The organism is Streptomyces luteireticuli, assembly GCF_041519305.1.
Classification (GTDB): Bacteria; Actinomycetota; Actinomycetes; order Streptomycetales; family Streptomycetaceae; genus Streptomyces; species Streptomyces luteireticuli.
On sequence record NZ_CP167927.1, the window covers coordinates 5,920,467 to 5,944,750 of the forward strand.

The following is a 24,284-nucleotide window of genomic DNA, read 5'->3' on the forward strand; positions in this document are numbered from 1 at the left end:
CGCCCTTTCCGGGGCCGGGGCCCGCCACCATAATTCCCGGCATGGTCCATCCCCGTGGCGCGCTCCGCCGGGTCCATGCCGCCGACCTCCGGCCCGGCGACCACGTCTGTCTGCTGTTCGCGTCGGACGAGGAGCGGACCGCGGTCCTGCGCGACGTCGTCCGCGACGGCCTGGAGGCCCAGGACAAGATCCTCTATCTGGCGGACGGCGGCGGCGACGGCCTCGACCGGTGCGACGGCCGCGTGGAGGTCGTCCCCCTCGGCGAATTCCTCACCGGCGGGGGCGGGTTGGAGCCCGCCGCGCTGCTCGGCCGGCTGCGCCGGGCCGCGGCCCGCTCGCGCGCGGAGGGCTTCCGCGCCCTGCGGGTGGCCGGCGACCTCTCCACGGTCCTGCGCGACGGCGGCGATGTCCACCGGCTGCTGCGCTACGAGGCGCTGCTGGGCGCGGAGTTCGGCTCGGGACGGGCCCTGGCCGTCTGCCAGTACGACGTCCGCCGCTGCGATCCCGCCGTGCTGGACGCCGTCGGGTCGGCCCACTCCGGGCACGTCGAGGCCGACCCCCTGGTCCGGACCGCCGATCTCCTCGTCGCCCGCGTCCACCGCCCGCCGGGGCTGCGTCTGGAGGGCGTCGTGGACGCGTCCTCGCACCGGCAGCTGCGGGACGCCCTGCGGTCCGTGGCGGCCGTCAGGGAGGACGTACGGCTGGAGATGTCCCGGGTGGAGTTCCTGGACCTCGGTGGCCTGCGGCTGCTGATGACCTTCGCGCGGGCGCGGGCGGCGCGCCATCGCGCCGTGGAGCTGTCCGGTCTGGCGCCGCATCTGGCGCAGGCCATCACGCTTATCGGGTGGGACCGGACGCCGGGGTTGGTGTTGGGGGGTGGTTTGCCCCTGTCCCGCCCTTTCACCGTTTCTTCCGGGGGAGACCCCCGGGCCCCCATTCGCCCTTCGGGCGAAGTCCTCAAACGCCGGACGGGCTGAAATCAGCCCGTCCGGCGTTTGAGGACACCCGCGCGGAGCGCAAAGAAACGGTGAAAGGGCGGGCCAGGGGCAAAAAACCCGCGTCAGCGGCAGCGCTACGCGCTCCTCCGCAGCGTCTCCGTGAGACGCACCGCCGCATCCAGCACCGCCTGCGCATGCATCCGCCCCGGATGCCGCGTGAGGCGCTCGATCGGCCCGGAGACCGAGACGGCCGCGACCACGCGGTTCGAAGGCCCACGGACCGGCGCCGACACCGACGCCACACCCGGCTCGCGTTCGCCGATCGACTGGGCCCAGCCCCTCCGGCGTACGCCGGACAGCGCCGTGGCCGTGAAGCGGGCCCCCTGGAGCCCGCGGTGCAGCCGCTCGGGCTCCTCCCAGGCCATGAGCACCTGGGCCGCCGAGCCGGCCTTCATGGGCAGGGTGGATCCCACGGGCACCGTGTCCCGCAATCCGGACAGCCGCTCCGCGGCGGCCACGCAGATGCGCATATCGCCCTGGCGGCGGTAGAGCTGGGCGCTCTCGCCCGTCACGTCGCGCAGATGCGTGAGCACCGGCCCGGCCGAGGCCAGGAGCCGGTCCTCGCCCGCCGCCGCGGCCAGCTCGCTGAGCCGGGGGCCGAGGATGAAGCGGCCCTGCATGTCGCGCGCCACCATGCGGTGGTGCTCCAGGGCCACCGCCAGCCGGTGCGCCGTCGGGCGTGCCAGCCCGGTGGCCGTGACCAGCCCGGCGAGCGTCGCCGGGCCGGACTCCAGCGCGCTCAGCACCAGTGCCGCCTTGTCGAGAACGCCCACTCCGCTCGAGGCGCCGCCCGCGCCGCCAGAATTGTCCATGCAACGATACTCCCGTCTCACTCTGTGAAACGCAAGTTCATATTTCGGCGGAAGCCGCCAACCTGTACCCACAGCACCCAACCCGGAGGGACAGCGATGGGACGGACACTGGCGGAGAAGGTCTGGGACGACCATGTCGTCACGCGCGCCGAGGGCGAGCCGGACCTGCTCTTCATCGACCTGCACCTGCTGCACGAAGTCACCAGCCCGCAGGCGTTCGACGGGCTGCGCAAGGCCGGACGCACGGTCCGCCGCCGCGACCTGACCATCGCCACCGAGGACCACAACACCCCCACGCTCGACATCGACAAGCCCATCGCGGACCCGGTCTCGCGCACCCAGCTGGAGACCCTGCGCCGCAACTGCGCCGAGTTCGGCGTACGGCTGCACCCACTGGGTGACGTGGAGCAGGGCGTTGTCCACGTGGTGGGACCGCAACTGGGACTGACCCAGCCCGGCACCACGGTCGTCTGCGGCGACAGCCACACCTCCACCCACGGCGCGTTCGGCGCGCTCGCCTTCGGCATCGGCACCAGCCAGGTCGAGCACGTGCTGGCCACCCAGACCCTGCCGCTGGCGCCGTTCAGGACGATGGCCGTCACCGTCGAGGGCGAACTCCCCGACGGCGTCACGGCGAAGGACCTGATCCTCGCCGTGATCGCCAGGATCGGCACCGGCGGCGGCCAGGGCCACGTCATCGAGTACCGGGGCCCGGCCATCGAGAAGCTCTCGATGGAGGCCCGGATGACCGTGTGCAACATGTCCATCGAGGCGGGTGCCCGGGCCGGCATGATCGCCCCCGACGAGACGACGTTCGCCTACCTCAAGGGCCGCCCGCACGCCCCCGAGGGCGAGGCATGGGACGAGGCGGTCGCCCACTGGCGCACCCTGCGCACCGACGACGACGCCGTCTTCGACCGCGAGGTGGTCATCGACGCCTCCGCGCTCTCGCCGTTCGTCACCTGGGGCACCAATCCGGGGCAGGGCGCGCCGCTCGCGGCCACCGTCCCCGACCCGGCCTCGTACGAGGACGCCTCCGAGCGGTTCGCCGCCGAAAAGGCCCTGGAATACATGGACTTGACGGTGGGTCAGCCGCTGCGCGACATCCGGGTGGACACCGTTTTCGTGGGCTCGTGCACCAACGGCCGGATCGAGGACCTGAGGGCCGCGGCGGCCGTCCTGAACGGCCGTTCCGTGGCCGAGGGCGTCCGGATGCTGGTCGTCCCGGGCTCGGTCCGGGTGGCCCTGCAGGCCGTCGAGGAGGGGCTGGACAAGGTGTTCACCGCGGCCGGCGCCGAGTGGCGGCACGCGGGCTGCTCGATGTGCCTGGGCATGAACCCCGACCAACTGGCGCCCGGCGAGCGGTCGGCGTCGACCTCCAACCGCAACTTCGAGGGCAGGCAGGGCAAGGGCGGCCGCACCCACCTGGTCTCGCCCCAGGTCGCCGCCGCCACCGCGGTGCTGGGCCACCTCGCCTCGCCCGCCGATCTGACGGCGGCCCCCGCCCTGGTGGCCTGAGCGCGCGGCACCCCACCGCAGTACACCGACACCGCAGCACGCCGACCGCAGCACACCGCACGAGCAACAGGAGAGCATGGTGGAAGCCTTCACCGCACACACCGGCCGGGCCGTCCCGCTGCGCCGCAGCAACGTCGACACCGACCAGATCATCCCCGCGCACTGGCTCAAGAAGGTCACCCGCGACGGTTTCGAGGACGGGCTCTTCGAGGCGTGGCGCAGGGACCCGGAGTTCGTGCTCAACCGCCCCGAGCGCGCGGGCGCCTCGGTCCTGGTGGCCGGCCCCGACTTCGGCACCGGCTCCTCGCGCGAGCACGCCGTCTGGGCGCTGCAGAACTACGGGTTCAGGGCCGTCGTCTCGTCCCGCTTCGCGGACATCTTCCGCGGCAACTCGCTCAAGAACGGGCTGCTGACGGTCGTCCTCCCGCAGGAGACCGTGGAGCGGCTGTGGGAGCTGACCGAGGCCGATCCCACGGTGGAGGTGACCGTGGACCTCGTCGCCCGCGAGGTCCGGGCCGGGGGCATCACGGCCGGTTTCGACCTTGACGAGAACGCCCGGTGGCGGTTGCTGGAGGGGCTCGACGACATCGGACTGACCCTGCGGCACGAGGCCGACATCGCCGCTTTCGAGGCCCGCCGGCCCGGCTTCAAGCCCTCCACGGCCCTGCTCTGAAGCCCAATTTCACGCCCGTTCGGCGGAGCGCGGAGGACTCCGGGGGACCCCGGATTTCCGCTGCTCACCCCAGGTTTGGCATGATGCGCCCCCTGTCTTCGGACAGGGGGCGCACCGCTTTGTTGAGGCCCTGTGAGGCGACAACTCGCCTCAGATGGCACAATCGGTGCATGGAACGCGACAGCCAACTCGAGCTCTACCGGCTCGTCGCGGACCAACTCAAGGAAGCGCACTCCCGGGTGCGCGCACTGCAAGTCCCGGAGGGCGTACGGATGGCGCTGTCCCGGAAGCTGTTGGCCATCACGGCTGCGGCGAAGCACGATCTCTCAGGCGCGGCAATGCGTCTGGACCGGCTGATGAAGGACCTCGACGAGGGCCGTTTCCCTTCAGAGCGCGGCACCGACGGAACTCCGTGATGGGTCGGGTTCGTTGCGGCACAAGGGTGATTAGACCGTTTCGTGTTTGATTTGCGGTATATATCTGCCTAACGTGCGAAAAAGGCTGGATCAAATTCCAGCGAAGTCTCCGAAGGGGAAGACGTGAACAAGGCGCAGCTCGTTGAAGCGATTGCCGACAAGATGGGCGGCCGTCAGCAGGCCGCTGACGCTGTCGATGCCGTACTCGACGCCATTGTGCGCGCGGTTGTGGCCGGCGACCGGGTCTCGGTCACCGGCTTCGGTTCGTTCGAGAAGGTCGAGCGCCCGGCCCGTTACGCCCGCAACCCGCAGACGGGCGAGCGCGTGCGGGTCAAGAAGACCGCGGTGCCGCGCTTCCGCGCCGGCCAGGGCTTCAAGGACCTGGTGAGCGGCTCGAAGAAGCTGCCGAAGGGCGGCGAGGTCGCGGTGAAGAAGGCGCCCAAGGGCAGCCTCACGGGCGGCAAGGCCACCACCAAGGCCGCGGCCAAGAAGGCCACCGCGAAGAAGGCCACCGCCAAGAAGGCGGCCGTCAAGAAGACGACCGCGGCGAAGAAGACCACCGCGGTGAAGACCACGGCGGCGAAGAAGACCACGGCGAAGAAGGCCGCTCCGGCCAAGGCCGCGGCCAAGAAGACCACGGCGAAGAAGACCACCGCCGCGGCGAAGAAGACCACGGCCAAGAAGACCGCCCCGGCGAAGAAGGCCGCCGCGGTCAAGGCTCCTGCGCGCAAGACCACCGCGCGCAAGACCGCCGCCAAGAAGACCACGGCCAAGAAGAAGTAAAGGCTGCGGACGGCTTCACCGCCGGGCCGGGCTCCCTCCGGGGAGCCCGGCCCGCGGTGCGTGACGGCGCCCGGCGGGGGCGTGAACGCCCTTTGAGGCCCTCAGAAGGTCTGGAGGGTCACCAAGGTCACACGGAGGCCTTCCGGGGCGTCCTGGGCCCCTTCGCACTCGATCCGCACCCGCTGTCCCGGCCGCAACAGCCGCAGCCCGCCCGCGTCGAACGCGGCGGCGTCGAAGGGCACCGGGGTGCCGTCGTCCAGGAGGACGCTGCCGGAACGGGTCTCGGGATCGTAGGTGTACGCGGTGGCCTGCATGGGCGCAGCCTAGTCCGTCACCGCACCGGGGGCGGAACCTTGGCCTCCGGCCGCTCCCCGGCGACCGCGGCCGTTCTGGGGCCCACGCCCAGGGCCAGCGCGGCCCGCAGATCCGCGCCGGTGTCCACGTCCCGGCGCACGGAATCCACCCCGGACAACAGGATTTCCCGGGCACCGGAAGCCCGGTGCCGGGCGCGCGAACGGCCCTCGAACGCCGGCGCCAAAGCCATTCCGGGAGTCGCCGCCAGCAGAGTCGTCCCGATTCCCGCCGCATCGGCGAGAAATGCCCGCGGGAATTCCCCGGCCGAATCGAGCACCCGCCCGAGTTCCACCGGGCGCAGCGCTGGGAGGTCGGCGTTCAGGGTCGCCACGGCCGCCCCCGGGCGGTGTGCGCGGACGGTGTGCGCGCCGTGCGCCAGCGCCGCGTTCAGCCCCTGCCCGCCGGGCGGTTCGGGCACCGTGCGGGCACCGAGCGCGGCCAGTTCGGCACCGGCGAGCGGATCGTCGGTGACAACTACCACATCGTGCACGGCCGTGCAGGCCAGCGCCGCGTCCACCGTGTCCAGCGCGAAGGCCAGCGCCAGCGCGGACCGGGGGAGCGCCCCGACGGCGTCCGCCAGGCGGCTCTTGGCCCGGGCCAGCGGCTTCAACGGCACCACCAGGGTCCAGGCCACGGCAGTCCTTCCTTCCGCATCTCGCGTACGGCGTTCATTGTTGCCCGCCTCCGGCTGCCGAGGCCCCCGGAGGGGCACGGGGTTACGGTGTTCTCGACAGACCGGGTACCCGGGGCCACACTTGTCCGGCCGCCGGGTGCGCAGCGGACCCGCGGAAGCTTCCAGGTCCCAAGAGAAGGGTGTACGCGTGTCCCGCCACAGAATCGGCTTCTGGTACCGCTTTACGGCGGTGTTGGCGAAACCGCCGCTCGTGGTTCTGTTCAAGCGGGAGTGGCGCGGAATGGAGCACATTCCGGCCGACGGCGGCTTTATCACCGCCGTCAACCACAACTCCTATCTGGACCCGCTCTCCTACGCGCACTTCCAGTACAACACCGGGCGCGTCCCCCGCTTCCTGGCCAAGGCCGGCCTCTTCCGCAACGGCTTCGTCGGCACCCTGCTGCGCGGCACCGGCCAGATCCCCGTCTACCGCGAGAGCACCGACGCCGCCAACGCCTTCCGCGCCGCCGTCGAGGCCATCAACAAGGGCGAGTGCGTGGCCTTCTACCCCGAGGGCACCCTCACCCGCGACCCCGACCTGTGGCCCATGGAGGGCAAGACCGGCGCCGCCCGCGTCGCGCTGCTCACCAAGGCACCGGTGATCCCGGTCGCCCAGTGGGGCGCGCACGAGGCCATGCCGCCGTACGCCAAGGAGAAGAAGCTGCGGCTCTTCCCGCGCAAGACGCTGAGGGTTCTGGCCGGGCCGCCGGTGGACCTCTCCGCGTACTACGGCAAGGAGCCGACCGCCGAGGTGCTGCGCGAGGTCACCGAGAAAATCATGGCCGACATCACCGAACTCCTCGCCGAACTCCGGGGCGAGCCGGCCCCGGCCGAGCCGTACAACCTCAAGAAGGCCCGCGCGGCGGCGCGCCGCAGGAGCCAGGAGGACAACAAGTGACGCGCTGCGCCGTCTTCGGCACCGGTTCCTGGGGCACCGCCTTCGCGATGATCCTCGCCGACGCCGGGTGCGAGGTGACCCTGTGGGGCCGCCGCGCCTCCGTCGTGGATGCCGTCAACACCGGCCGCACCAACCCCGACTACCTCCCCGGGGTCGAACTGCCCGCCGCCGTACGGGCCACCACCGATCCCGCGGAGGCCGCGGCCGGCGCCGACTTCACCGTCCTCGCGATTCCCTCGCAGACGTTGCGCGCCAACCTCGCCGAGTGGGCGCCCCTGCTGGCCGACGACACCGTGCTGGTCTCGCTGATGAAGGGCGTCGAACTCGGCACGGCCAAGCGGATGAGCGAGGTCGTCGAGGAGGTCGCCAAGGTCTCCGCGGACCGCGTCGCCGTCCTCACCGGACCCAACCTCGCCAAGGAGATCGCCGCCCGGCAGCCCGCCGCCGCCGTCGTCGCCTGCCGCGACGAGGAGGTGGCCAAGCGCCTCCAGCGGGCCTGCCACACCGCGTACTTCCGCCCCTACACCAACACCGACGTGGTCGGCTGCGAACTCGGCGGCGCCGTCAAGAACGTCATCGCGCTCGCGGTGGGCATCGCCGACGGCATGGGGCTCGGCGACAACGCCAAGGCGTCCCTCATCACCCGCGGACTGGCCGAGACCACCCGGCTGGGACTGGCGATGGGCGCCGACGCGCACACCTTCGCCGGACTCGCGGGCATGGGCGACCTCGTCGCCACCTGCTCCTCGCCGCTCTCGCGCAACAACACCTTCGGCCACAACCTCGGCCGCGGCATGAGCCTGGAGGAGACCATCGCGGTCACCAGACAGACCGCCGAGGGCGTCAAGTCCTGCCAGTCCGTGCTGGATCTGGCGCGCAGGCACCATGTCGACATGCCGATCACCGAGACCGTCGTGGGCATCGTCCACGAGGGCAAGCCGCCCATGGTCGCCCTCAAGGAACTGATGTCGCGCAGCGCCAAGCCCGAGCGGCACTGAGGACGCGGGTGCCACAAGGTACTCTCGTCGCGATATGAGCAGCGAGAACCCCACCCAGAGCCCCGACCGCAAGCCCCGCGTCGCGGTCGTCTTCGGCGGCCGCAGTTCCGAGCACGCGATCTCGGTGGTCACCGCAGGCGCCGTGCTGCGTGCGATCGACCGCAGCAAGTACGACGTGCTCCCGATCGGCATTACCACCGACGGCCGTTGGGCGCTGACCGCCGACGATCCCGAGCGGATGGCCATCGCCGACCGCGCGCTGCCGAGCGTCGACCAGCTCGCGGAGTCGGCCGAGGGCGAGGTCCTGCTGCCGGTCGCCCCCGCCCGCCGCGAGGTCGTCTACTCCGAGCCCGGCGCCGTGCCCAAGGCGCTCGGCGAGGTCGACGTCGTCTTCCCGGTGCTGCACGGCCCGTACGGCGAGGACGGCACCCTCCAGGGCATGCTGGACCTCGCCGGCATCCCCTACGTGGGCGCCGGTGTCCTCGCCTCGGCCGTCGGCCAGGACAAGGAGTACATGAAGCGGATCTTCATCTCCTACGGGCTGCCCGTCGGCCCGTACGAGGTGATCCGCCCGCGCGAGTGGCAGGCCGATCCGGTCGCCGCGCGCCGCAGGATCGTCGAGTTCGCGGAGGAGCACGGCTGGCCGCTCTTCGTGAAGCCCGCCCGCGCCGGTTCGTCCATGGGCATCACCAAGGTCGACGACGCCGACGGCCTGGACGCGGCGATCGAGGAGGCCCGCCGCCACGACCCCAAGGTCATCGTCGAGGCACTGCTGCGCGGCCGCGAGATCGAGTGCGGGGTGCTGGAGTTCGAGGACGGGCCGCGGGCCAGCGTCCCGGCCGAGATCCCGCCCGTGGAGGCGCACAGCTTCTACGACTTCGAGGCCAAGTACATCGACTCCGCCTCGGGGATCGTGCCCGCGCCGCTCACCGAGGAGCAGACCCGCCGCGTTCAGGAGCTGGCCGTCCGCGCCTTCGACGCCACCTCCTGCGAGGGCCTGGTCCGCGCCGACTTCTTCCTCGGCGAGGACGGCGAGTTCGTCATCAACGAGATCAACACCATGCCCGGCTTCACGCCGATCTCCATGTACCCGCGCATGTGGCAGGAGAGCGGCGTCACTTACCCGGAGCTGGTGGACCGGCTGATCGAGGCGGCGCTGCGCCGCCCGACGGGCCTGCGGTAGACCGCGGCTAGGAGATGATCCCTTCAGGGATCGTCTTCTTGACGGCGTCGGCGAGATCGGTCAGCGCACTGATGTCGCCGGCGTCGCCGGCGATCCGCTTCGGCAGCGTCACCTCGACCCAGGCCTCGCGCAGGGTGGTGGTGCAGCGGACGCTGCCGTCGGACTGCCTCTCGGGCAGCCAGTCGACGCCGTCGATCTCCGCCGCGTCCGCGCCCGGGTTGCGCTGCAGCAGCTCCGGCTTCGGGACCCCGCAGCGCAGGACGATCGCCGGACTGCCGCCCCAGGCGGCGGTGAAGTCCGAGGCGGGATCGGTGGAGCGGCGCTTCAGACCGCCGACGGAGTCGGGCAGTTGCGCGTGCAGGGCCCGGCAGAGCCCGGCCTGCCGCCCCGTCGGCGGGGGCGTGGGCACCACCGGACCGCGGTCCGTCGCCGAGCAGGCGACGGCCGTGCACAGCAGGGCGGCGGCGGGCAGGCCGGCCAGCCGGCGGAACGAAACGGTCACCGGCCGAGCATACGAGGGGCTAGAGGTGGACCACCGGGCAGGTCAGCGTGCGGGTGATGCCCTCGACCTGCTGGACCCTGGCCACGACCATCCGGCCCAGCTCGTCCACGGTGTCGGCCTGGGCGCGCACGATGACGTCGTAGGGGCCCGTGACATCCTCGGCCCGGATCACACCGTTGATCTTCGAGATGACTTCGGCCACGGTCGACGCCTTGCCGACCTCGGTCTGGATCAGGATGTACGCCTGTACCACGGAACCTCCAGGGCGGCTTCGAGGATCATGTGGGGAGAAGAGACGCCACCGTACCGCGCCGCCGCACGGCACGGGGAGACCCGCGCGGCCTGCGCGGCGCGGGAGATCCCGGTATCCCGGCGTCTTTGCATCTGACGAACACGGCAACGGAAACTCCGAGGAGGAGCGCGGTGAAAGGCACTGTCGGCGAGTTGGGGGAGTTCGGCCTCATCAGGGAGCTGACGTCCCGGCTCACCACCACCCCGGCCGTCCGGCTCGGACCGGGCGACGACGCCGCGGTGGTCGCAGCGCCCGACCGGAGGGTCGTGGCCAGCACGGACGTGCTCCTGGAGGGGCGGCACTTCCGCCGTGACTGGTCCACCGCCTACGACGTGGGACGCAAGGCCGCCGCACAGAACCTGGCCGACATCGCCGCGATGGGCGCCGTGCCCACCGCCGTGCTCCTCGCTCTCGTCGTCCCGGCCGAACTGCCCGCCACCTGGCCCGTGGAGCTGATGGACGGCATCCGCGACGAGTGCCAGGTGGCCGGGGCGGCGGTGGTCGGCGGGGACGTGGTGCGCGGCGAGACGATCACCGTCTCCATCACGGCCCTGGGCGACCTGCGCAACCACGAACCGGTCGTCCGCTCCGGCGCCCAGCCCGGCGACGTGGTCGCGGTCACCGGCTGGCTGGGCTGGTCCGCCGCCGGACTGGCCGTCCTCGCACGGGGGTTCCGCTCCCCGCGCGCCTTCGTCGAGGCGCACCGCCGGCCCGAACCGCCGTACCACGCCGGGCCCGCCGCCGCCTCGCTCGGCGCCACGTCCATGACGGACGTCAGCGACGGGCTGATCGCGGACCTCGGGCACATCGCCGAGGCCAGCAAGGTCCGCATCGACCTGCGCACCGCGGCGATCGACGTCCCCACGCAGATGTCCGACATCGGCCAGGCCGTCGGCGTGGACCCGATGCAGTGGGTGCTCACCGGGGGAGAGGACCACGCGATCGTCGCGACCTTCCCGCCCGACGTGAAGCTGCCCGCCCGCTGGCGGGTCATCGGCGAGGTGGTCAGCCCCTCCGCCCTGCCCCAGGTGACCGTGGACGGCGCGCCCTGGGACCGCACGGGGGGCTGGGACCACTTCGGGGACGGGAACGAGTACGGGGACGTCGGCGGCTCCGGCGGTCCCGGTGGCCCCGCCGGCTTCGGCTTCGGAGGCTTCGGGGACGAGGGCCACGACGGGCCCGAGGAGGACCGGGCCTAGGGCGTGTCCGATGGGCCTGCACCGACCCATCGGACACGCCCTAGATTGGGTCCATGCCGATACCTCCACGTGTGCTGACCGTCGCCGGGTCCGACTCCGGCGGCGGGGCCGGCATCCAGGCCGACCTGAAGACGATGCTCGCCCTCGGCGTGCACGGCATGAGCGTGCTCACCGCCGTCACCGCGCAGAACTCCCGGGGCGTGCAGGGGGCCTGGCCGCTGCCGGCGGAGGCGGTGCGGGCCCAGTTCCGCAGCGTCGTGGACGACATCGGCGTCCAGGCCGTGAAGACGGGCATGCTCGCCTCGGCCGAGCTCGTGGAGACCGTGGCCGGGCTGCTCGCCGACGTGGAAGCGCCCGTCGTCTGCGACCCCGTCGGCATCTCCAAGCACGGCGATCCACTGCTGGCCGCGTCCGCGCGCGACGCCCTGCGGCTCGGACTCCTGCCCCTGGCGACCCTCGCCACGCCCAACCTCGACGAGGTGGAGTGGCTGACGGGCGTCCGGGTGTCCGGGGAGCCCGACATGCGCAGGGCCGCGGACGCGGTGCTGGAGCTGGGGCCGCAGTGGGTGCTGATCAAGGGCGGGCACCTGGACGGGGACGCCGTGGACCTGCTCACGAACGGCACGACCGAGCGGTGGCTGCGGGCGCCGCGGCATGACAACCGGCATACGCACGGGACGGGGTGCACGCTGGCGAGCGCGGTCGCGAGCGGGCTGGCGCGGGGGCACTCCGTGCCGGATGCCGTCGCGGCGGCGAAGGAGTACGTGACCGGGGCGATCGCGGGCGGGTTCGCGCTGGGGGAGGGGATCGGGCCGGTGGATCACGGGTGGCGGTGGCGGTAGGCCGCTGCGCGGGACCGGGGCGGAATCACCCCTTCTCCAGGAACTGCTCCCGCTCCGCGTCCAGCAGCGCGTCCAGCGCCGTCCGCAGCGCGGGCAGGTGCTCCAGCTCGGGGTCCGCGAGGACCACCGCCGTCGCCTCCTCCCGCGCCGCCGCGATGACCTCCTCGTCGTCGATGACGGCGAGCATCCGCAGCGAGGACCGGGCCCCGGACTGCGCCTGCCCCAGGACGTCGCCCTCGCGGCGCTGCTCCAGGTCGATCCGGGAGAGCTCGAAGCCGTCGAGGGTGGCGGCCACGGCGCCCAGCCGGGCGCGGGCCGGGCTCGCCTCGCCGGCCTCGGTGACCAGGAGGCACAGACCCGGCGCGGAGCCCCGCCCGACGCGTCCGCGCAGCTGGTGCAGCTGCGAGACGCCGAACCGGTCCGCGTCCATGATCACCATGGCCGTGGAGTTGGGGACGTTCACCCCGACCTCGATCACGGTGGTCGCGACCAGCACGTCCACCGCTCCGGCCGCGAACCGCCGCATGACCTCGTCCTTGGCCTCCGGCTGCATCCGGCCGTGCAGCACCTCGACGCGCAGCCCGGCCAGCGGGCCCTTCGCCAGCTGCCCGGCGACGTCCAGGACGGCCAGCGGAGGCCGCTTCTCGTCCCCGTCCCCGTCGCCCTTGGCCGGTTTCTCGTCCTCGTCGCCGATCCGCGGGCAGACCACGTACGCCTGGTGGCCGCCCTCGACCTCCTCCCGCACCCGCTCCCAGGCCCGCGTCAGGAAGTGCGGCTTGTCCTTGGCGGGCACCACATGGGTGGCGATGGGGGAGCGGCCGGCCGGGAGCTGGTCCAGGACGGACGTCTCCAGGTCGCCGAAGACGGTCATGGCGACCGTGCGCGGGATGGGCGTGGCGGTCATGACCAGCAGATGCGGCGGCTGCTTGCCTTTGGAGCGGAGCGCATCGCGCTGCTCGACGCCGAAGCGGTGCTGCTCGTCCACGACGACCAGGCCCAGGTCGTGGAACTGCACCTTGTCCTCGATCAGGGCGTGCGTGCCGACGACGATCCCGGCCTCGCCGGTCACCAGGTCCAGCAGGGCCTGCCGGCGGGCCGCCGCGCCCATGGAGCCGGTGAGCAGCACGACCTTGGTGCCCCGCTCGGAGCCGCCCAGCATTCCCTCCCGCCGCCCGCCACCGCCCTTGTCGGACTGCGCTTCGCGCAGGCCCCATCCATCGGCGAGGTCGCCCATCATCTCCGTGATCGAGCGGTGGTGCTGCTGGGCGAGGACCTCGGTGGGGGCGAGCATCGCCGCCTGGCCGCCCGCGTCCACCACGCCGAGCATGGCGCGCAGGGCGACCATGGTCTTGCCGCTGCCCACCTCGCCCTGGAGCAGGCGGTGCATGGGGTGCTCGGTGGCCAGGTCGTCGAAGATCTCGGCGGAGACCGTGCGCTGGCCGTCGGTGAGGGTGAAGGGCAGCCGGGCGTCGAAGGCGTCGAGCAGGCCGCCCGCGACGGGCTTGCGGGCGACGGCGGGCAACTGGGCGTCGGCGTGCCGGCGGCGGGCCAGCGCGACCTGGAGGACGAAGGCCTCGTCCCACTTCAGCCGGTCCCGGGCGGCCTGGATGTCGGCCTTGGCACGCGGGCGATGGACCTTGCGGAGGGCGTCCGGCAGCTCCTCCAGGCCCCGGCCCTCGCGCAGCGCGGGCGGCAGCGGATCGACGAGGCCCCGCCAGCCGTCGGCCTCGAACTGGGCCAGCAGCACGTCCACGGCCTTGCTGATCTTCCAGGACTGGACCTGCTTGCAGGCCGGGTAGAGGGGCAGCAGCCGGCCCGCGAACTCCTCCGCGGCACCGGCCCCGCTGTCACGGTCCAGCAGCTCGTAGTCGGGGTGGAGGAGCTGGCGGGTGCGGTTGAAGAGCGAGACCTTTCCGGCGAACATCCCGCGCCGGCCGGGGATCAGCTCCTTCTCGTGCGCATAGGCGCCGCGCCCGAAGAAGACCAGCGTCAGGGAGCCGCTGCCGTCGGTGACGACGACCTCCAGGCGCATGCCCCGGCCCTGGTTGAAGGTCTTCATCGAGGCCTTGGCGACCTGGGCGACGACCGTGACGTGCTCGTCGAGCGGCAGGTCGGCCAGGCGCGTGAGCTCGCCGCGCTCGGCGTAGCGGCGCGGGTAGTGGTGCAGCAGGTCACCGGCGGTGTGCAGGTCGAGGTGCTCGGCCATCACCTTCGCGGTGGTGCCGCCGAGGAGCTTCTTCAGGGGTTCATCCAGCACGGTCCCATTCCACACCAGGCCACTGACAACCATCGACCGGCCACCGCCGACGCGGGCTATTCGATGCCGATCAGCAGCGCCGCGCCCTGCTGCCCGCCCCGGTAGACCACGGTGTCCACGGCGAGGTGACCGGCGCGCACATGCCGCTCCAGCCCCTCGGCGACCGCGTCGGGAACACCCGCGCCCAGGACGAGGGTGACCATCTCGCCGCCCGCCGCGAGCATCCGGTCCAGCACGGTCGCGGCCGTGGCGGCCAGGTCCTCGCCGATGACGGCCACGTCCCCGTCGATCAGGCCGAGCACGTCCCCGGCCTGGCAGACGCCGGCCATGGTCCAGGACCGGCGCTCGGCGACGGCCAGTTCGGCGTACCGGGTGGCGCCGGCGGCGGCCGTCATGGCGACGACGTCCTCGTCGAAGCGGCGGCCGGGTTCGTGGACGGCGAGGGCGGCGATGCCCTGGACCGGGGAGCGGGTGGGGATCAGGGCGACGCGCACGCCCTCGGTGCGGGCCTGCTCGGCCGCGGCGGCGGCCGTGTGCCGCAGGTCGGCGTCGTTGGGCAGCAGCACCACCTCGTGGGCGTGCGCGCGCCGCACCGCCTGGACGAGCTCGCCGCTGGCGGGCGGCTCGCCCGGCCGGACGGCGACCACGGTCGCCCCGGCCCCGGCGCACAGCCCGGCCAGCCCCTCGCCCGGGACTACGGCCACGACGGCGCGCTGGACGCGCTCGGGGACGCGGGGGCGCTCCCGGTCCGCGGCGCCGAAGTGGGTGATGCGGACGCGGTGCGGGCGGCCGGCCTCGATGCCGGCCTCGACCGCGGCCCCGGCGTCGTCCACATGGACGTGGACGTTCCACAGCCCGTCGCCGCCGACGACGACCAGGGACTCGCCGAGGACGTCCAGCCGGGCCCGCAGCCGGGCGACGGCGGCGTCGTCCGCGTCCAGGAGGTAGATCACCTCGAAGGCCGGCCCGGCGTCCCCCGGGCCCGTGCCGCCGGTGTCCGCCGGGCAGCCCTCGGCCTTCCAGGGGTGCGCGGCCGGCGCCTTCGCGGGCACCGGGACGCCGCTGCCGCCGAGCGCCCCCGAGAGCGCGGCCAGCACCTCGACGAGCCCCCGTCCGCCCGCGTCCACCACCCCGGCCCGGCCGAGCACCTCGAGCTGGCGGGGGGTGGCCTCCAGGGCCGTACGGGCCGCCGCGTGCGCCGCGCGGGCCACGGCGGTGGCGTCGCCCGCGGCCCGGTCCCCGGCGTCCGCGGCCGCCGCCGCGACGGTGAGGATCGTGCCCTCGACGGGCCGGGCGACGCCCTCGTAGGCGGACGCGACCGCCCGCCGCAGCGCGCGCCGCAGCAGGGCCCCCTGATCGTGATCCTCGTCACCGGCCGCCGCCAGGACCTCCGCCATGCCGCGCAGCAACTGCGCCAGGATCGTGCCGGAGTTGCCGCGCGCGCCTATGAGGGCGCCGTGCGCCATCGCCCGGACCGCTTCCGGCAGCCCCGGGCGGGAGGCCGGGCCCGCGGTGGCGTGGGCGTCGAAGACGGCGTCCACGGCGCGGACGGCGGACTCGACGGTCAGGTAGAGATTGGTCCCGGTGTCGCCGTCGGCCACGGGATAGACGTTGATCGCGTCGATCTCCTCGCGCGCCCGGCCGAGCGCGTCGAGCGCCAGGGCGCACCAGGTGCGTACCGCAGCGGCGTCCAGCGATCGCGGCACCTGTGCTCCTCCCGTCGGCTGTGAACAACGCTGGGCACCCTAGCCGTGCCGGGGCCCCGGGGGGCCCGGACGGGCGGGGTCCGGGCCGGTCATGGTAGTTTCGTTGTCCTGGAGCGGTCGTTGTATGCTGCTCCGGTTGCCTGACGAGAGTCAGGCCATCCCCCTGATACTGCCGGTCACTCACTGAGATCTCGGCACGCAGGGATTCACCGTACGTGCCTGTCGTTCCCGCGTGAGCGGGGATGACCCGTCTTTGGAGTAACCCGTGGCTGCCAACTGCGACGTCTGCGGCAAGGGGCCGGGCTTCGGCAACAGCATCTCGCACTCGCACCGCCGTACCTCCCGCCGTTGGAACCCCAACATTCAGCGGGTTCGTGCGAAGGTCGGTGCGACGCCGAAGCGCCTCAATGTCTGCACCTCGTGCATCAAGGCCGGCAAGGTCTCGCGCTAGCGGCTTCTCGCCAGTGGCGCAGCCTTTCGGTTGCACACAGCCGGTCCCGGCTACGGGGCCGGCTTTTTGTTTGTCCGGAATGCCGGGCTTGCCAAGGGTGCGCACCGGCCCCCGCCCCGCGTACGGCCTACGCTGAGGGAACACGCACCCGCCCCACCCGCCCCGCAAAGGACCACCGACCCCATGACCCGCGTGATCGCCGGATCCGCCGGCGGACGCCGCCTCGCCGTACCGCCGGGCACCGGCACCCGCCCCACCTCCGACCGGGCGCGCGAGGGCCTGTTCTCGACCTGGTCGTCGCTGCTCGGCACCCTGGAGGGCACCCGTGTCCTCGACCTGTACGGCGGCTCCGGGGCCGTCGGCCTGGAGGCGCTGTCGCGCGGTGCGGCGCACGCCCTGCTCGTGGAGGCCGACGCCCGCGCGGTCCGGGTGATCCGGGAGAACGTCCGGTCCGTCGGCCTGCCCGGCGCCGAGGTCCGGGCCGGGAAGGCGGAGCAGGTCGCGGCCGTGCCCGCCGGCCCGGGCGGCCCCTACGACGTGGTCTTCCTCGACCCGCCCTACGCCGTCACCGATGACGAACTCCGCGAGATCCTCCTCACACTCCGCTCCGGCGGCTGGCTCGCCGAGGACGCGCTGGTCACCGTGGAGCGCAGCACCAGGGGCGGCGAGTTCCGCTGGCCGGACGGCTTCGAGGCGCTGAGGGCCCGTCGCTACGGCGAGGGAACGCTTTGGTACGGTCGCGCCGCCTCGGCGTACGCGGCCTCCGACACGGATGCGCCCCGCACGCCATGAATGGACCGGAGAGCGAGGAACCACCGTTGTTGCGCCGCGCCGTCTGTCCGGGGTCGTTCGACCCCGTCACCAATGGACACCTCGACATCATCGCCCGTGCTTCCAGGCTGTACGACGTCGTGCACGTGGCCGTGATGATCAACAAATCGAAACAGGGCCTCTTCACGGTCGACGAACGGATAGACCTGCTGCGCCGGGTGACCGCCCAGTACGGCAACGTGGAGGTCGAGTCCTTCCACGGCCTCCTGGTCGACTTCTGCAAGCAGCGCGACATCCCCGCCATCGTCAAGGGACTGCGGGCCGTCAGCGACTTCGACTACGAGCTCCAGATGGCCCAGATGAACAACGGCCTCTCGGGCGTCGAGACCCTGTTCGTCCCCACGAACCCCACCTACAGCTTCCTCTCCTCCAGCCTGGTCAAGGAGGTCGCGGCCTGGGGCGGTGACGTCTCCCACCTGGTCCCGGCGCCCGTGCTGGAGGCGCTCACCGAGCGGCTCGGCCGGCGCTGAGCCCTCCCGGCGGCCCGACGGCCGTCGGTGGCTGCCGGGCGGGCGGTGCGGGCCGTACAGTCGTGCCGTTCGCAAGCCGGCAGACGGAAGAGAGTGGCGATCGTCAGGTGGACGTACAGAAGAAGCTCGACGACATCGTCGCGACCGTCGCCGGCGCCCGCTCCATGCCGATGTCGGCCTCCTGCGTCATCAACCGGGCCGAGCTGCTCGCCCTCCTGGAGGAGGTGCGAAGCGCCCTGCCCGGATCGCTGGCGCAGGCGCGGGAGCTCATCGGCGACCGGGAGCAGCTGGTCGCCGAGGCCCGCGGGGAGGCCGAGCGGATCATCGAGTCCGCCCGGGCCCACCGCGGCTCGCTGATCTCCGACACCGAGGTCGCCCGGGAGTCCCGCGAGGAGGCCGACCGCATCCTCGCGGAGGCCCGCCGGGAGGCCGCGGAGATCCGCGCCGAGGCCGACGACTACGTGGACAGCAAGCTGGCCAACTTCGAGGTCGTCCTCACCAAGACCCGGGGCTCGGTCGAGCGCGGCCGCGAGAAGCTGCTCGGCCTCGGCGACGGCTACGACCCCGAGGACCCGGACGGCACGGACCTGCCCGGGCGCAGCGCCGACCCCGCCACGCAGCGGCACAACGCCGACGCGTACGTGGACGCCAAGCTCGGGGCGGTCTCCGCCGTGCTGGCCAAGACCCTGGAGGCGGTGGGCCGCGGCCGGGAGAACCTGCTGGGCGCCCGTCCCACCGACGAACTGGGCGCCCTGGCCGACCGGGACGGCGCCGCCGGGGGCCCCACCAGCGACGCCGACTTCCTCGCCGGGCTGGCGGAGTCCCCCGCGCAGGATCCCGTGCAGACCTCCGCGCCGCAGTACCCGGGCTACCAGCCCCCCGCCCCCGCCTACCCGCCGCAGTCGCACGAGCCGCAGCAGCCCGGCGCGTACGACTGGCAGCAGTTCCCGCAGCAGGCCGACCCGTACGCCGCGGGCGGCTACCCGCAGCAGCAGGCCGACCCGTACGCCTGGCAGGGCGGCGCCCAGGGCTACGCCGCGTACCCCCAGCAGCAGGACCAGGGGCAGCAGGGCCAAGGGCGGCAGGGTCAGGAGCAGCAGGGGGCGGTGGCGCCCGGCGGTGCGCTCGACGAGACCAGCTTCTTCGACACGAGCATGATCGACCTCGAGCAGCTCCGCCGGTACGAGCAGGGGCGCTGACCCTCCTCCTGGATCCGCTCCGGGGGAGCGGATTGGGCCGATCGCGGACCGTCCAGTATCCTGGCTCTTCGGTCGCGAGTACGTCCGCGATCCAGGCTGCCCTCGGTACACCGCACGGTGTGCCGCGAGTGCGGCCGTCGCCCGCAGCGTAGAAAGCAGGAAGCCCTGAACGCCCGCCTCGATCACCGTTCCCCTCTTGTGTTCGACACACACGAGCTGGGGCGGCGTCCCGGTGCGCTGAAGCGGCTCTCCCGCTCCATCCAGGCCCCGGCCGACCTCGGTATCGAGGTCATCGGAGTCGCCGAGGGCGCGACCGTGGAGCTCGACCTCCGTCTGGAGTCGGTCATGGAAGGGGTGCTCGTCACAGGCACCGCCCGTGCACCGCTCACCGGGGAGTGCGTAAGGTGTCTGGAGCCGATCGAGCGCGAGCTCGATGCGGACTTCCAGGAGATGTACTCCTACCCCGACGCCGACGCCCGGGGCCGCATCGCGGCCGCGGACGACGACGCCGAGGACGACGAGGAGGACCTGCTCTTCCTCGAGGACGACCTGTTCGACCTCGAACCCGTGCTGCGTGACGCGGTGGTGCTCGCACTGCCGCTGCAGCCGGTGTGCCAGGAAGACTGCCCCGGCCTGTGCTCCGAGTGCGGAGCGCGGCTGGCGGACGACCCGGACCACCACCACGACGTCCACGACATCCGTTGGGCGGCACTGCAGGGACTCGCCGGTTCCGGCCAGGACGGCGAGAAGGACAACGCACCCCGTTCCGACGGGGATGACTCACAGGAGAAGTAGCCGTGGCTGTTCCGAAGCGGAAGATGTCGCGCAGCAACACGCGCCACCGCCGGTCGCAGTGGAAGGCTGCGGTCCCCACCCTGGTGGCGTGCGAGCGCTGCCACGAGCCGAAGCAGCAGCACATCGCGTGCCCGAGCTGCGGCACCTACAACAAGCGCCAGGTCCTCGAGGTCTGATCGGCGGGTGACAGGCTCTATGTCAGACGCCACTACGCCGTCCCGCTCCCGCGGGAATGCACAGGCGCCACAGGACGCAGCCTCGTCTCTCACGCTTCTGGAAGGGCGGCTCGGGTACACACTCGAGACCGCCCTTCTGGTGCGTGCGCTGACCCACCGTTCCTACGCCTATGAGAACGGCGGGCTGCCCACCAACGAGCGGCTGGAGTTCCTCGGTGACTCCGTCCTCGGCCTGGTGGTCACGGACACGCTGTACCGCAAGCACCCGGACCTGCCCGAAGGCCAGCTGGCCAAGCTGCGGGCCGCGGTGGTCAACTCGCGGGCACTGGCCGGGGTGGGCCGGGGTCTCGACCTCGGATCCTTCATCCGGCTCGGCCGCGGCGAGGAGGGCACGGGGGGACGCGACAAGGCGTCCATCCTCGCGGACACCCTCGAGGCCGTGATCGGCGCCGTCTACCTCGACCAGGGGCTGGACGCGGCCGGGGAGCTGGTGCACCGGCTCTTCGACCCGCTGATCGAGAAGTCCTCGAACCTCGGCGCCGGCCTGGACTGGAAGACCAGCCTCCAGGAGCTCACGGCGACGGAGGGGCTGGGGGTTCCCGAGTACCTGGTCACCGAGACCGGGCCCGACCACGAGAAGACCTTCACGGCTGCTGCCCGCGTCGGTGGTGTCGAGTACGGCACCGGCACCGGCCGCAGCAAGAAGGAAGCCGAGCAGCAGGCGGCCGAGTCCGCCTGGCGCTCGATCCACGGCGCGGCCGAGGCCCGCGCCAAGGCGGAGAAGGACGGCGCGTCGAAGGACGCGGCGGACTCCTCCAACTGAATCACCGGCCGGCCCGGGGCACGACATGTGCCCCGGGCCGGCCGTTTTTCCGTCGACGCGTCCCACCCGTGGAGGAAGAGCGTGCCCGAGCTGCCCGAGGTCGAGGTCGTCCGGCGCGGTCTGGAGACATGGGTGTGCGGCCGTACCGTCGCCCGCGTCGAGGTGCTCCACCCCCGGGCCGTCCGCCGCCATCCGGCCGGGGCGGCCGACTTCGCCGCCCGGCTCACCGGACAGCGGCTGGGGACGGCCCGGCGCCGGGGCAAGTACCTCTGGCTGCCGGCCGGGAGCACGGGCCTGTCGGTCCTGGCCCACCTCGGCATGAGCGGCCAGCTCCTCGTCCAGCCCGAGGACGCGCCCGACGAGAAGCATCTGCGCGTCCGCGTCCGCTTCACCGACGACGCAGGCACCGAGCTCCGCTTCGTCGACCAGCGCACCTTCGGCGGGCTCTCCCTCCACGACACCGTGCCGGGCAGCGACGAGGGCCTCCCCGACGTGATCGCGCACATCGCCCGGGACCCGCTGGACCCGGCCTTCGACGACGCCGCCTTCCACACCGCGCTGCGCCGCCGGCGGACGACGGTCAAGCGGGCCCTCCTCGACCAGTCGCTGATCAGCGGCGTCGGCAACATCTACGCCGACGAGGCGCTGTGGCGCTCGCGGCTGCACTACGACCGCCCGACGGCCGCCCTCACCCGGCCGCGGACCGACGAACTGCTGACGCACATCCGCGAGGTCATGAACGAGGCCCTGGCCGTCGGCGGCACCAGCTTCGACAGCCTCTATGTCAACGTCAACGGCGAATCCGGCTATTTCGACCGGTCGTTGGACGCCTACGGGCGCGAGGACGAGCCCTGCCGGCGCTGCGGCACGCCCATGCGCCGCAGGCCGTGGATGAACCGGTCGAGCTACTTCTGCCCGCGCTGCCAGCGGCCGCCGCGCGTCCGGCCCGGCGGCCCGTCCGGCGCGCGGGGTCAGTAGCCGAAGTCCTGCGTCCACCAGGGGCCGCCCGGGCCGTGGTGGATACCGACGCCGAGGGACCGGTACTCGCAGTTGAGGATGTTCTGCCGGTGGCCCGAGCTGCGCATCCAGGCCTCCACCACCGTGTGCGGGTCGGGGTGGCCGCGGGCGATGTTCTCCCCGCCGAGGTTTCTGATGCCCCGGTGGGTGGCGCGGTCCCAGGGGGACCGGCCGTCCGGGTCGGTGTGGTCGAAGAACCCCCGCCGGGCCATGTCGTCGCTGAACGACTGGGCCAGCGACGTCAGCCGCGCGTCCGTGTGCAGCGGACGGCAACCGGCCTTCGCCCGCTCGGCGTTGACCAGGGCGACCACCGTGCGGGCGGCCGAACCGTGGATCCCCTCCACGGCCCTGGCCGCGGCATGGGCCGCGACGTCGTCGCCGGCCGCGGTGGGCAGCACCGATGCCGACGCCGACGCCGACGCCGATGCGGATGCCGACGCGGGTGCGGAAGCCGCGGCTGCCCGGTGCGAGGCGGGAGTGACGGGTGTGCCGTCCGGCCCGGTCCTGTGGGGTGTCCCCGCCGCGGCCGTCCGGGCCTCGGCCGGGGCGGTCCCGGACGGGGCGGCCCCGGGCCGGGTGGGGGAGGAGGGTGCGGAGGGACGGGCGACGGCCGGGGTGGCGCGAGCGGCGGGCGTGGCCGGGGCCGCCTCCCGCTCGTAGGCCCGGCTGGCCGCGGCCTCCGGCCGTGCGGCCGGGACCGTGGGGCCGAAGTGGCGTGCGGCGGGCGGCTTCTCCTGCCGCGTGGCGGACGGGACGTCGATGGGAGCGTCGGCGCGGACCTGGCCGCTGGAGCCGCCGTGGCCGCTGCCGCTGCTGTCGCCGACGGACAGCGGATTGCCGGGCAGCAGCCCCGAGACCATCGCCACCGCACCCATCGCCACGGCGGCGGACGCTCCGAGGAGCCCGGTCCGGCCGGGAGACTTCGCCTTGGCGGAAGCCTTGGCAGAAGCCTTGGTGGAGGCCTTGACGGACGGCTTGGCGGGTGATTTGGCGGGCGCCTTGCTCTTGCCCGGTGTTCTGCCCGGGGATGCGGCAGGTGTTCTCGCCCTGACGGGAGCCGGTGCCGGGACCGGCGCGGCGGGCTTCCGCTCCTCGGCGGCCTTCTCCGGCGCGCGGTCCTTGCGCGCCGCCCGGTGCGGGCTGCGGTGACGCCCGGTGCCGGGGCGGCAGTCCGGGGCCGGGGGGACGATGGGGATGGGGACCGTGGGTGCTTCGGCGGGGTCGAGGTGTTCGGTCGTCTCGCTCGTCAGGGGTTCCCTGGCCGCCCGGGGGCCGGCTGCCGCTTCATCGGAGGTCACGGGGGCAGAGCGTCGATGGCGACCCATCCGCTGCCTTCCTACGCGTTCGGCGTCTCGGTGCATCACTCGTACGGGGGAGTCTTTTCGAGCCGCGACTGTACGGCATGAAAGGAGGGGCCGAAGTGCTGCTTATCTAATTGGCCGGTTAGCGTGCAGACATGAACGAGTGTGTCCGACTTACTGCCTGGGTTCGAGGGCATGTGCAGGGTGTGGGTTTTCGATGGTTCACCCGGGAGAACGCCCTGCGGATCGGTGATCTGATCGGTTTCGCGTCCAACCTCGCGGACGGCCGGGTGCAGGTGGTGGCGGAGGGCCCCCGCATCGAATGCGAACAACTGCTCGATTGGTTGCGGGACGGCGACACGCCCGGTCGCGTGGACGGCGTGACCGAGATCTGGGGCGTCCCGCGCGGCGGATACGACGGGTTCGAGATCCGCTGACGACGGCCGGGGAAATGCGGAATGCGGCGGCGCGCGGAGCGCCGCCCCTGCTCTTTCATATGCTTGTGGCATATGCATAGCCTGAGTATTGCCTGATGGTTGCCAAGAGGCCCCGGTCATGGAAGGCTGCCTCTCAACGGATGATCTCCACGCCCCTCCGGGCCCGGTAGAGGAAAGCGCCGCCATTCGGTCGCCGCGCGCCCCGGGACGCCCGCCGATACGGGGCGTGATCGTGTTGACCGTCAAACCTTTTGGTGAGACTCTGGAAGCCCCGCGCACCTTAGCTGTTTGGCATTGAAACACGGCAGTAGCGATGGCAAGCACCGCGGGTGCGAATCCCTCACGACCCACACCGCTTAGGTCGGTCACTCAGTGTGGAGGACCATCCATCATGGCAAAGGCGCTTCTCGGTTACGTCGGCGGCTCCGACCCCCGAGTCCTCTCCGAGATGCGACGGCTTCAGCAGCGAGTCCAGGACCTGGAATCCGAGCTCATCCGGATGCAGGCCGAGAACGACGCGCTGTCTGCCGCCGCTCACCGTGGTGACTCGCTGCTCGACAGCATCGACGTATCCAAGGCGGAGCCTGCGCTGGCCTGACCCGGCGCCCTGCCCCGAGGGCCCGGTCGGGCTGCAACGTCAGCCGCTCGAGAATCTGCAAGGGACGCCTCGGCGTCCCTTC

General features: G+C 72.6%; 27 protein-coding genes and 1 pseudogene. 20 read left to right on the forward strand and 8 right to left on the reverse strand.

Annotation, left to right across the window (positions count from 1 at the left end; all coding sequences use genetic code 11):
• Positions 1-41 precede the first annotated feature (41 nt).
• Complete coding sequence (locus tag AB8735_RS26725; protein WP_372409890.1) at positions 42-977, forward strand: MEDS domain-containing protein; 936 nt, start codon at positions 42-44, stop codon at positions 975-977.
• 95 nt (positions 978-1,072) lie between these two features.
• Here AB8735_RS26725 and ndgR read toward each other — a convergent pair whose 3' ends face one another.
• Positions 1,073-1,810 (reverse strand): IclR family transcriptional regulator NdgR, encoded by a 738-nt coding sequence (ndgR, locus tag AB8735_RS26730; RefSeq protein ID WP_199891186.1) that lies wholly within the window; start codon positions 1,808-1,810, stop codon positions 1,073-1,075.
• 96 nt (positions 1,811-1,906) lie between these two features.
• Here ndgR and leuC point away from each other — a divergent pair, with 96 nt between their 5' ends.
• The 4 genes from leuC (at position 1,907) to AB8735_RS26750 (ending at position 5,200) form a co-directional block, all read left to right on the forward strand.
• Positions 1,907-3,328, forward strand: coding sequence for a 3-isopropylmalate dehydratase large subunit (leuC, locus tag AB8735_RS26735; protein WP_372409892.1), 1,422 nt, complete (start codon positions 1,907-1,909; stop codon positions 3,326-3,328).
• A gap of 79 nt (positions 3,329-3,407) precedes the next feature.
• The gene (gene leuD / locus AB8735_RS26740) at positions 3,408-4,001 is read left to right on the forward strand and encodes a 3-isopropylmalate dehydratase small subunit (RefSeq protein WP_344030853.1); all 594 of its coding nucleotides are present in this window, start codon (positions 3,408-3,410) and stop codon (positions 3,999-4,001) included.
• Between the two features lie 170 nt (positions 4,002-4,171).
• A complete protein-coding gene (locus tag AB8735_RS26745; protein ID WP_344030834.1) occupies positions 4,172-4,417 on the forward strand; it encodes a hypothetical protein in 246 nt (81 codons plus the stop codon).
• Between the two features lie 123 nt (positions 4,418-4,540).
• Complete coding sequence (locus tag AB8735_RS26750; protein ID WP_344030832.1) at positions 4,541-5,200, forward strand: HU family DNA-binding protein; 660 nt, start codon at positions 4,541-4,543, stop codon at positions 5,198-5,200.
• Between the two features lie 101 nt (positions 5,201-5,301).
• Here the strand turns inward: AB8735_RS26750 and AB8735_RS26755 are convergent, their stop codons facing one another.
• On the reverse strand, positions 5,302-5,514 hold the full coding sequence (locus AB8735_RS26755; protein WP_372409895.1) for a hypothetical protein: 213 nt from the start codon (positions 5,512-5,514) through the stop codon (positions 5,302-5,304).
• A gap of 17 nt (positions 5,515-5,531) precedes the next feature.
• Entirely contained in the window at positions 5,532-6,188 is a 657-nt protein-coding gene (cofC, locus tag AB8735_RS26760) for a 2-phospho-L-lactate guanylyltransferase (RefSeq protein ID WP_372409897.1), read from the reverse strand.
• 187 nt (positions 6,189-6,375) lie between these two features.
• On the opposite strand from cofC, the gene AB8735_RS26765 reads away from it, so the two are divergent.
• The 3 genes from AB8735_RS26765 to AB8735_RS26775 are packed head-to-tail and all read left to right on the forward strand — an operon-like array spanning position 6,376 to position 9,306.
• Positions 6,376-7,125, forward strand: a complete 750-nt coding sequence (locus tag AB8735_RS26765) for a lysophospholipid acyltransferase family protein (protein WP_344030826.1) — start codon at positions 6,376-6,378, stop codon at positions 7,123-7,125.
• Positions 7,122-8,123 carry an NAD(P)H-dependent glycerol-3-phosphate dehydrogenase gene (locus AB8735_RS26770; RefSeq protein WP_344030824.1) on the forward strand — a complete coding sequence of 334 codons (1,002 nt, stop codon included), beginning with the start codon at positions 7,122-7,124 and terminating at the stop codon, positions 8,121-8,123. Before AB8735_RS26765 ends, AB8735_RS26770 begins: the two co-directional genes overlap by 4 nt.
• A gap of 34 nt (positions 8,124-8,157) precedes the next feature.
• A complete protein-coding gene (locus AB8735_RS26775) occupies positions 8,158-9,306 on the forward strand; it encodes a D-alanine--D-alanine ligase family protein (RefSeq protein WP_344030822.1) in 1,149 nt (382 codons plus the stop codon).
• A 7-nt stretch (positions 9,307-9,313) separates the two neighbouring features.
• On the opposite strand, the gene AB8735_RS26780 is transcribed toward AB8735_RS26775, so the two are convergent.
• Both AB8735_RS26780 and AB8735_RS26785 read right to left on the reverse strand, forming a co-directional pair.
• Positions 9,314-9,808, reverse strand: coding sequence for a DUF3515 domain-containing protein (locus AB8735_RS26780; RefSeq protein WP_344030820.1), 495 nt, complete (start codon positions 9,806-9,808; stop codon positions 9,314-9,316).
• A 19-nt stretch (positions 9,809-9,827) separates the two neighbouring features.
• Positions 9,828-10,061, reverse strand: coding sequence for an Lrp/AsnC ligand binding domain-containing protein (locus tag AB8735_RS26785; protein WP_344030818.1), 234 nt, complete (start codon positions 10,059-10,061; stop codon positions 9,828-9,830).
• 170 nt (positions 10,062-10,231) lie between these two features.
• Here AB8735_RS26785 and AB8735_RS26790 point away from each other — a divergent pair.
• Positions 10,232-11,185 (forward strand): annotated as a pseudogene (locus tag AB8735_RS26790) (thiamine-phosphate kinase); the annotation flags it as partial.
• Between the two features lie 167 nt (positions 11,186-11,352).
• Positions 11,353-12,141 carry a bifunctional hydroxymethylpyrimidine kinase/phosphomethylpyrimidine kinase gene (gene thiD / locus AB8735_RS26795; protein ID WP_372409898.1) on the forward strand — a complete coding sequence of 263 codons (789 nt, stop codon included), beginning with the start codon at positions 11,353-11,355 and terminating at the stop codon, positions 12,139-12,141.
• Between the two features lie 25 nt (positions 12,142-12,166).
• On the opposite strand, the gene recG is transcribed toward thiD, so the two are convergent.
• Both recG and AB8735_RS26805 read right to left on the reverse strand, forming a co-directional pair.
• Positions 12,167-14,431 carry an ATP-dependent DNA helicase RecG gene (recG, locus tag AB8735_RS26800; RefSeq protein ID WP_372409899.1) on the reverse strand — a complete coding sequence of 755 codons (2,265 nt, stop codon included), beginning with the start codon at positions 14,429-14,431 and terminating at the stop codon, positions 12,167-12,169.
• Positions 14,432-14,454: 23 nt separating this feature from the next.
• Positions 14,455-16,104, reverse strand: a complete 1,650-nt coding sequence (locus tag AB8735_RS26805; RefSeq protein WP_344030812.1) for a DAK2 domain-containing protein — start codon at positions 16,102-16,104, stop codon at positions 14,455-14,457.
• A gap of 265 nt (positions 16,105-16,369) precedes the next feature.
• Between AB8735_RS26805 and rpmB the strand changes: the two genes are divergently transcribed.
• From rpmB to mutM, 8 genes are all read left to right on the forward strand, one after another.
• Positions 16,370-16,555: a 50S ribosomal protein L28 gene (gene rpmB, locus AB8735_RS26810; RefSeq protein ID WP_199891199.1), complete on the forward strand. Its 186-nt coding sequence runs from the start codon at positions 16,370-16,372 to the stop codon at positions 16,553-16,555.
• A 183-nt stretch (positions 16,556-16,738) separates the two neighbouring features.
• On the forward strand, positions 16,739-17,347 hold the full coding sequence (rsmD, locus tag AB8735_RS26815) for a 16S rRNA (guanine(966)-N(2))-methyltransferase RsmD (protein ID WP_372409900.1): 609 nt from the start codon (positions 16,739-16,741) through the stop codon (positions 17,345-17,347).
• Positions 17,348-17,376: 29 nt separating this feature from the next.
• Positions 17,377-17,856 (forward strand): pantetheine-phosphate adenylyltransferase, encoded by a 480-nt coding sequence (gene coaD / locus AB8735_RS26820; protein WP_344030851.1) that lies wholly within the window; start codon positions 17,377-17,379, stop codon positions 17,854-17,856.
• 107 nt (positions 17,857-17,963) lie between these two features.
• Positions 17,964-19,055, forward strand: a complete 1,092-nt coding sequence (locus AB8735_RS26825) for a cell division initiation protein (RefSeq protein WP_372409901.1) — start codon at positions 17,964-17,966, stop codon at positions 19,053-19,055.
• Positions 19,056-19,253: 198 nt separating this feature from the next.
• Positions 19,254-19,850, forward strand: coding sequence for a YceD family protein (locus AB8735_RS26830; RefSeq protein ID WP_344030806.1), 597 nt, complete (start codon positions 19,254-19,256; stop codon positions 19,848-19,850).
• 2 nt (positions 19,851-19,852) lie between these two features.
• Entirely contained in the window at positions 19,853-20,026 is a 174-nt protein-coding gene (gene rpmF / locus AB8735_RS26835) for a 50S ribosomal protein L32 (RefSeq protein WP_003951102.1), read from the forward strand.
• A 19-nt stretch (positions 20,027-20,045) separates the two neighbouring features.
• On the forward strand, positions 20,046-20,849 hold the full coding sequence (rnc, locus tag AB8735_RS26840; RefSeq protein WP_372409911.1) for a ribonuclease III: 804 nt from the start codon (positions 20,046-20,048) through the stop codon (positions 20,847-20,849).
• 81 nt (positions 20,850-20,930) lie between these two features.
• A complete protein-coding gene (gene mutM / locus AB8735_RS26845) occupies positions 20,931-21,827 on the forward strand; it encodes a bifunctional DNA-formamidopyrimidine glycosylase/DNA-(apurinic or apyrimidinic site) lyase (RefSeq protein ID WP_344030802.1) in 897 nt (298 codons plus the stop codon).
• Here the strand turns inward: mutM and AB8735_RS26850 are convergent.
• Positions 21,821-23,164, reverse strand: a complete 1,344-nt coding sequence (locus AB8735_RS26850) for a CAP domain-containing protein (RefSeq protein WP_372409912.1) — start codon at positions 23,162-23,164, stop codon at positions 21,821-21,823. The genes mutM and AB8735_RS26850 overlap by 7 nt on opposite strands.
• Before the next feature lie 158 nt (positions 23,165-23,322).
• Between AB8735_RS26850 and AB8735_RS26855 the strand changes: the two genes are divergently transcribed.
• The gene (locus tag AB8735_RS26855) at positions 23,323-23,604 is read left to right on the forward strand and encodes an acylphosphatase (RefSeq protein ID WP_344030798.1); all 282 of its coding nucleotides are present in this window, start codon (positions 23,323-23,325) and stop codon (positions 23,602-23,604) included.
• 391 nt (positions 23,605-23,995) lie between these two features.
• Positions 23,996-24,202, forward strand: coding sequence for a hypothetical protein (locus AB8735_RS26860; protein ID WP_004944922.1), 207 nt, complete (start codon positions 23,996-23,998; stop codon positions 24,200-24,202).
• Positions 24,203-24,284 lie beyond the last annotated feature (82 nt).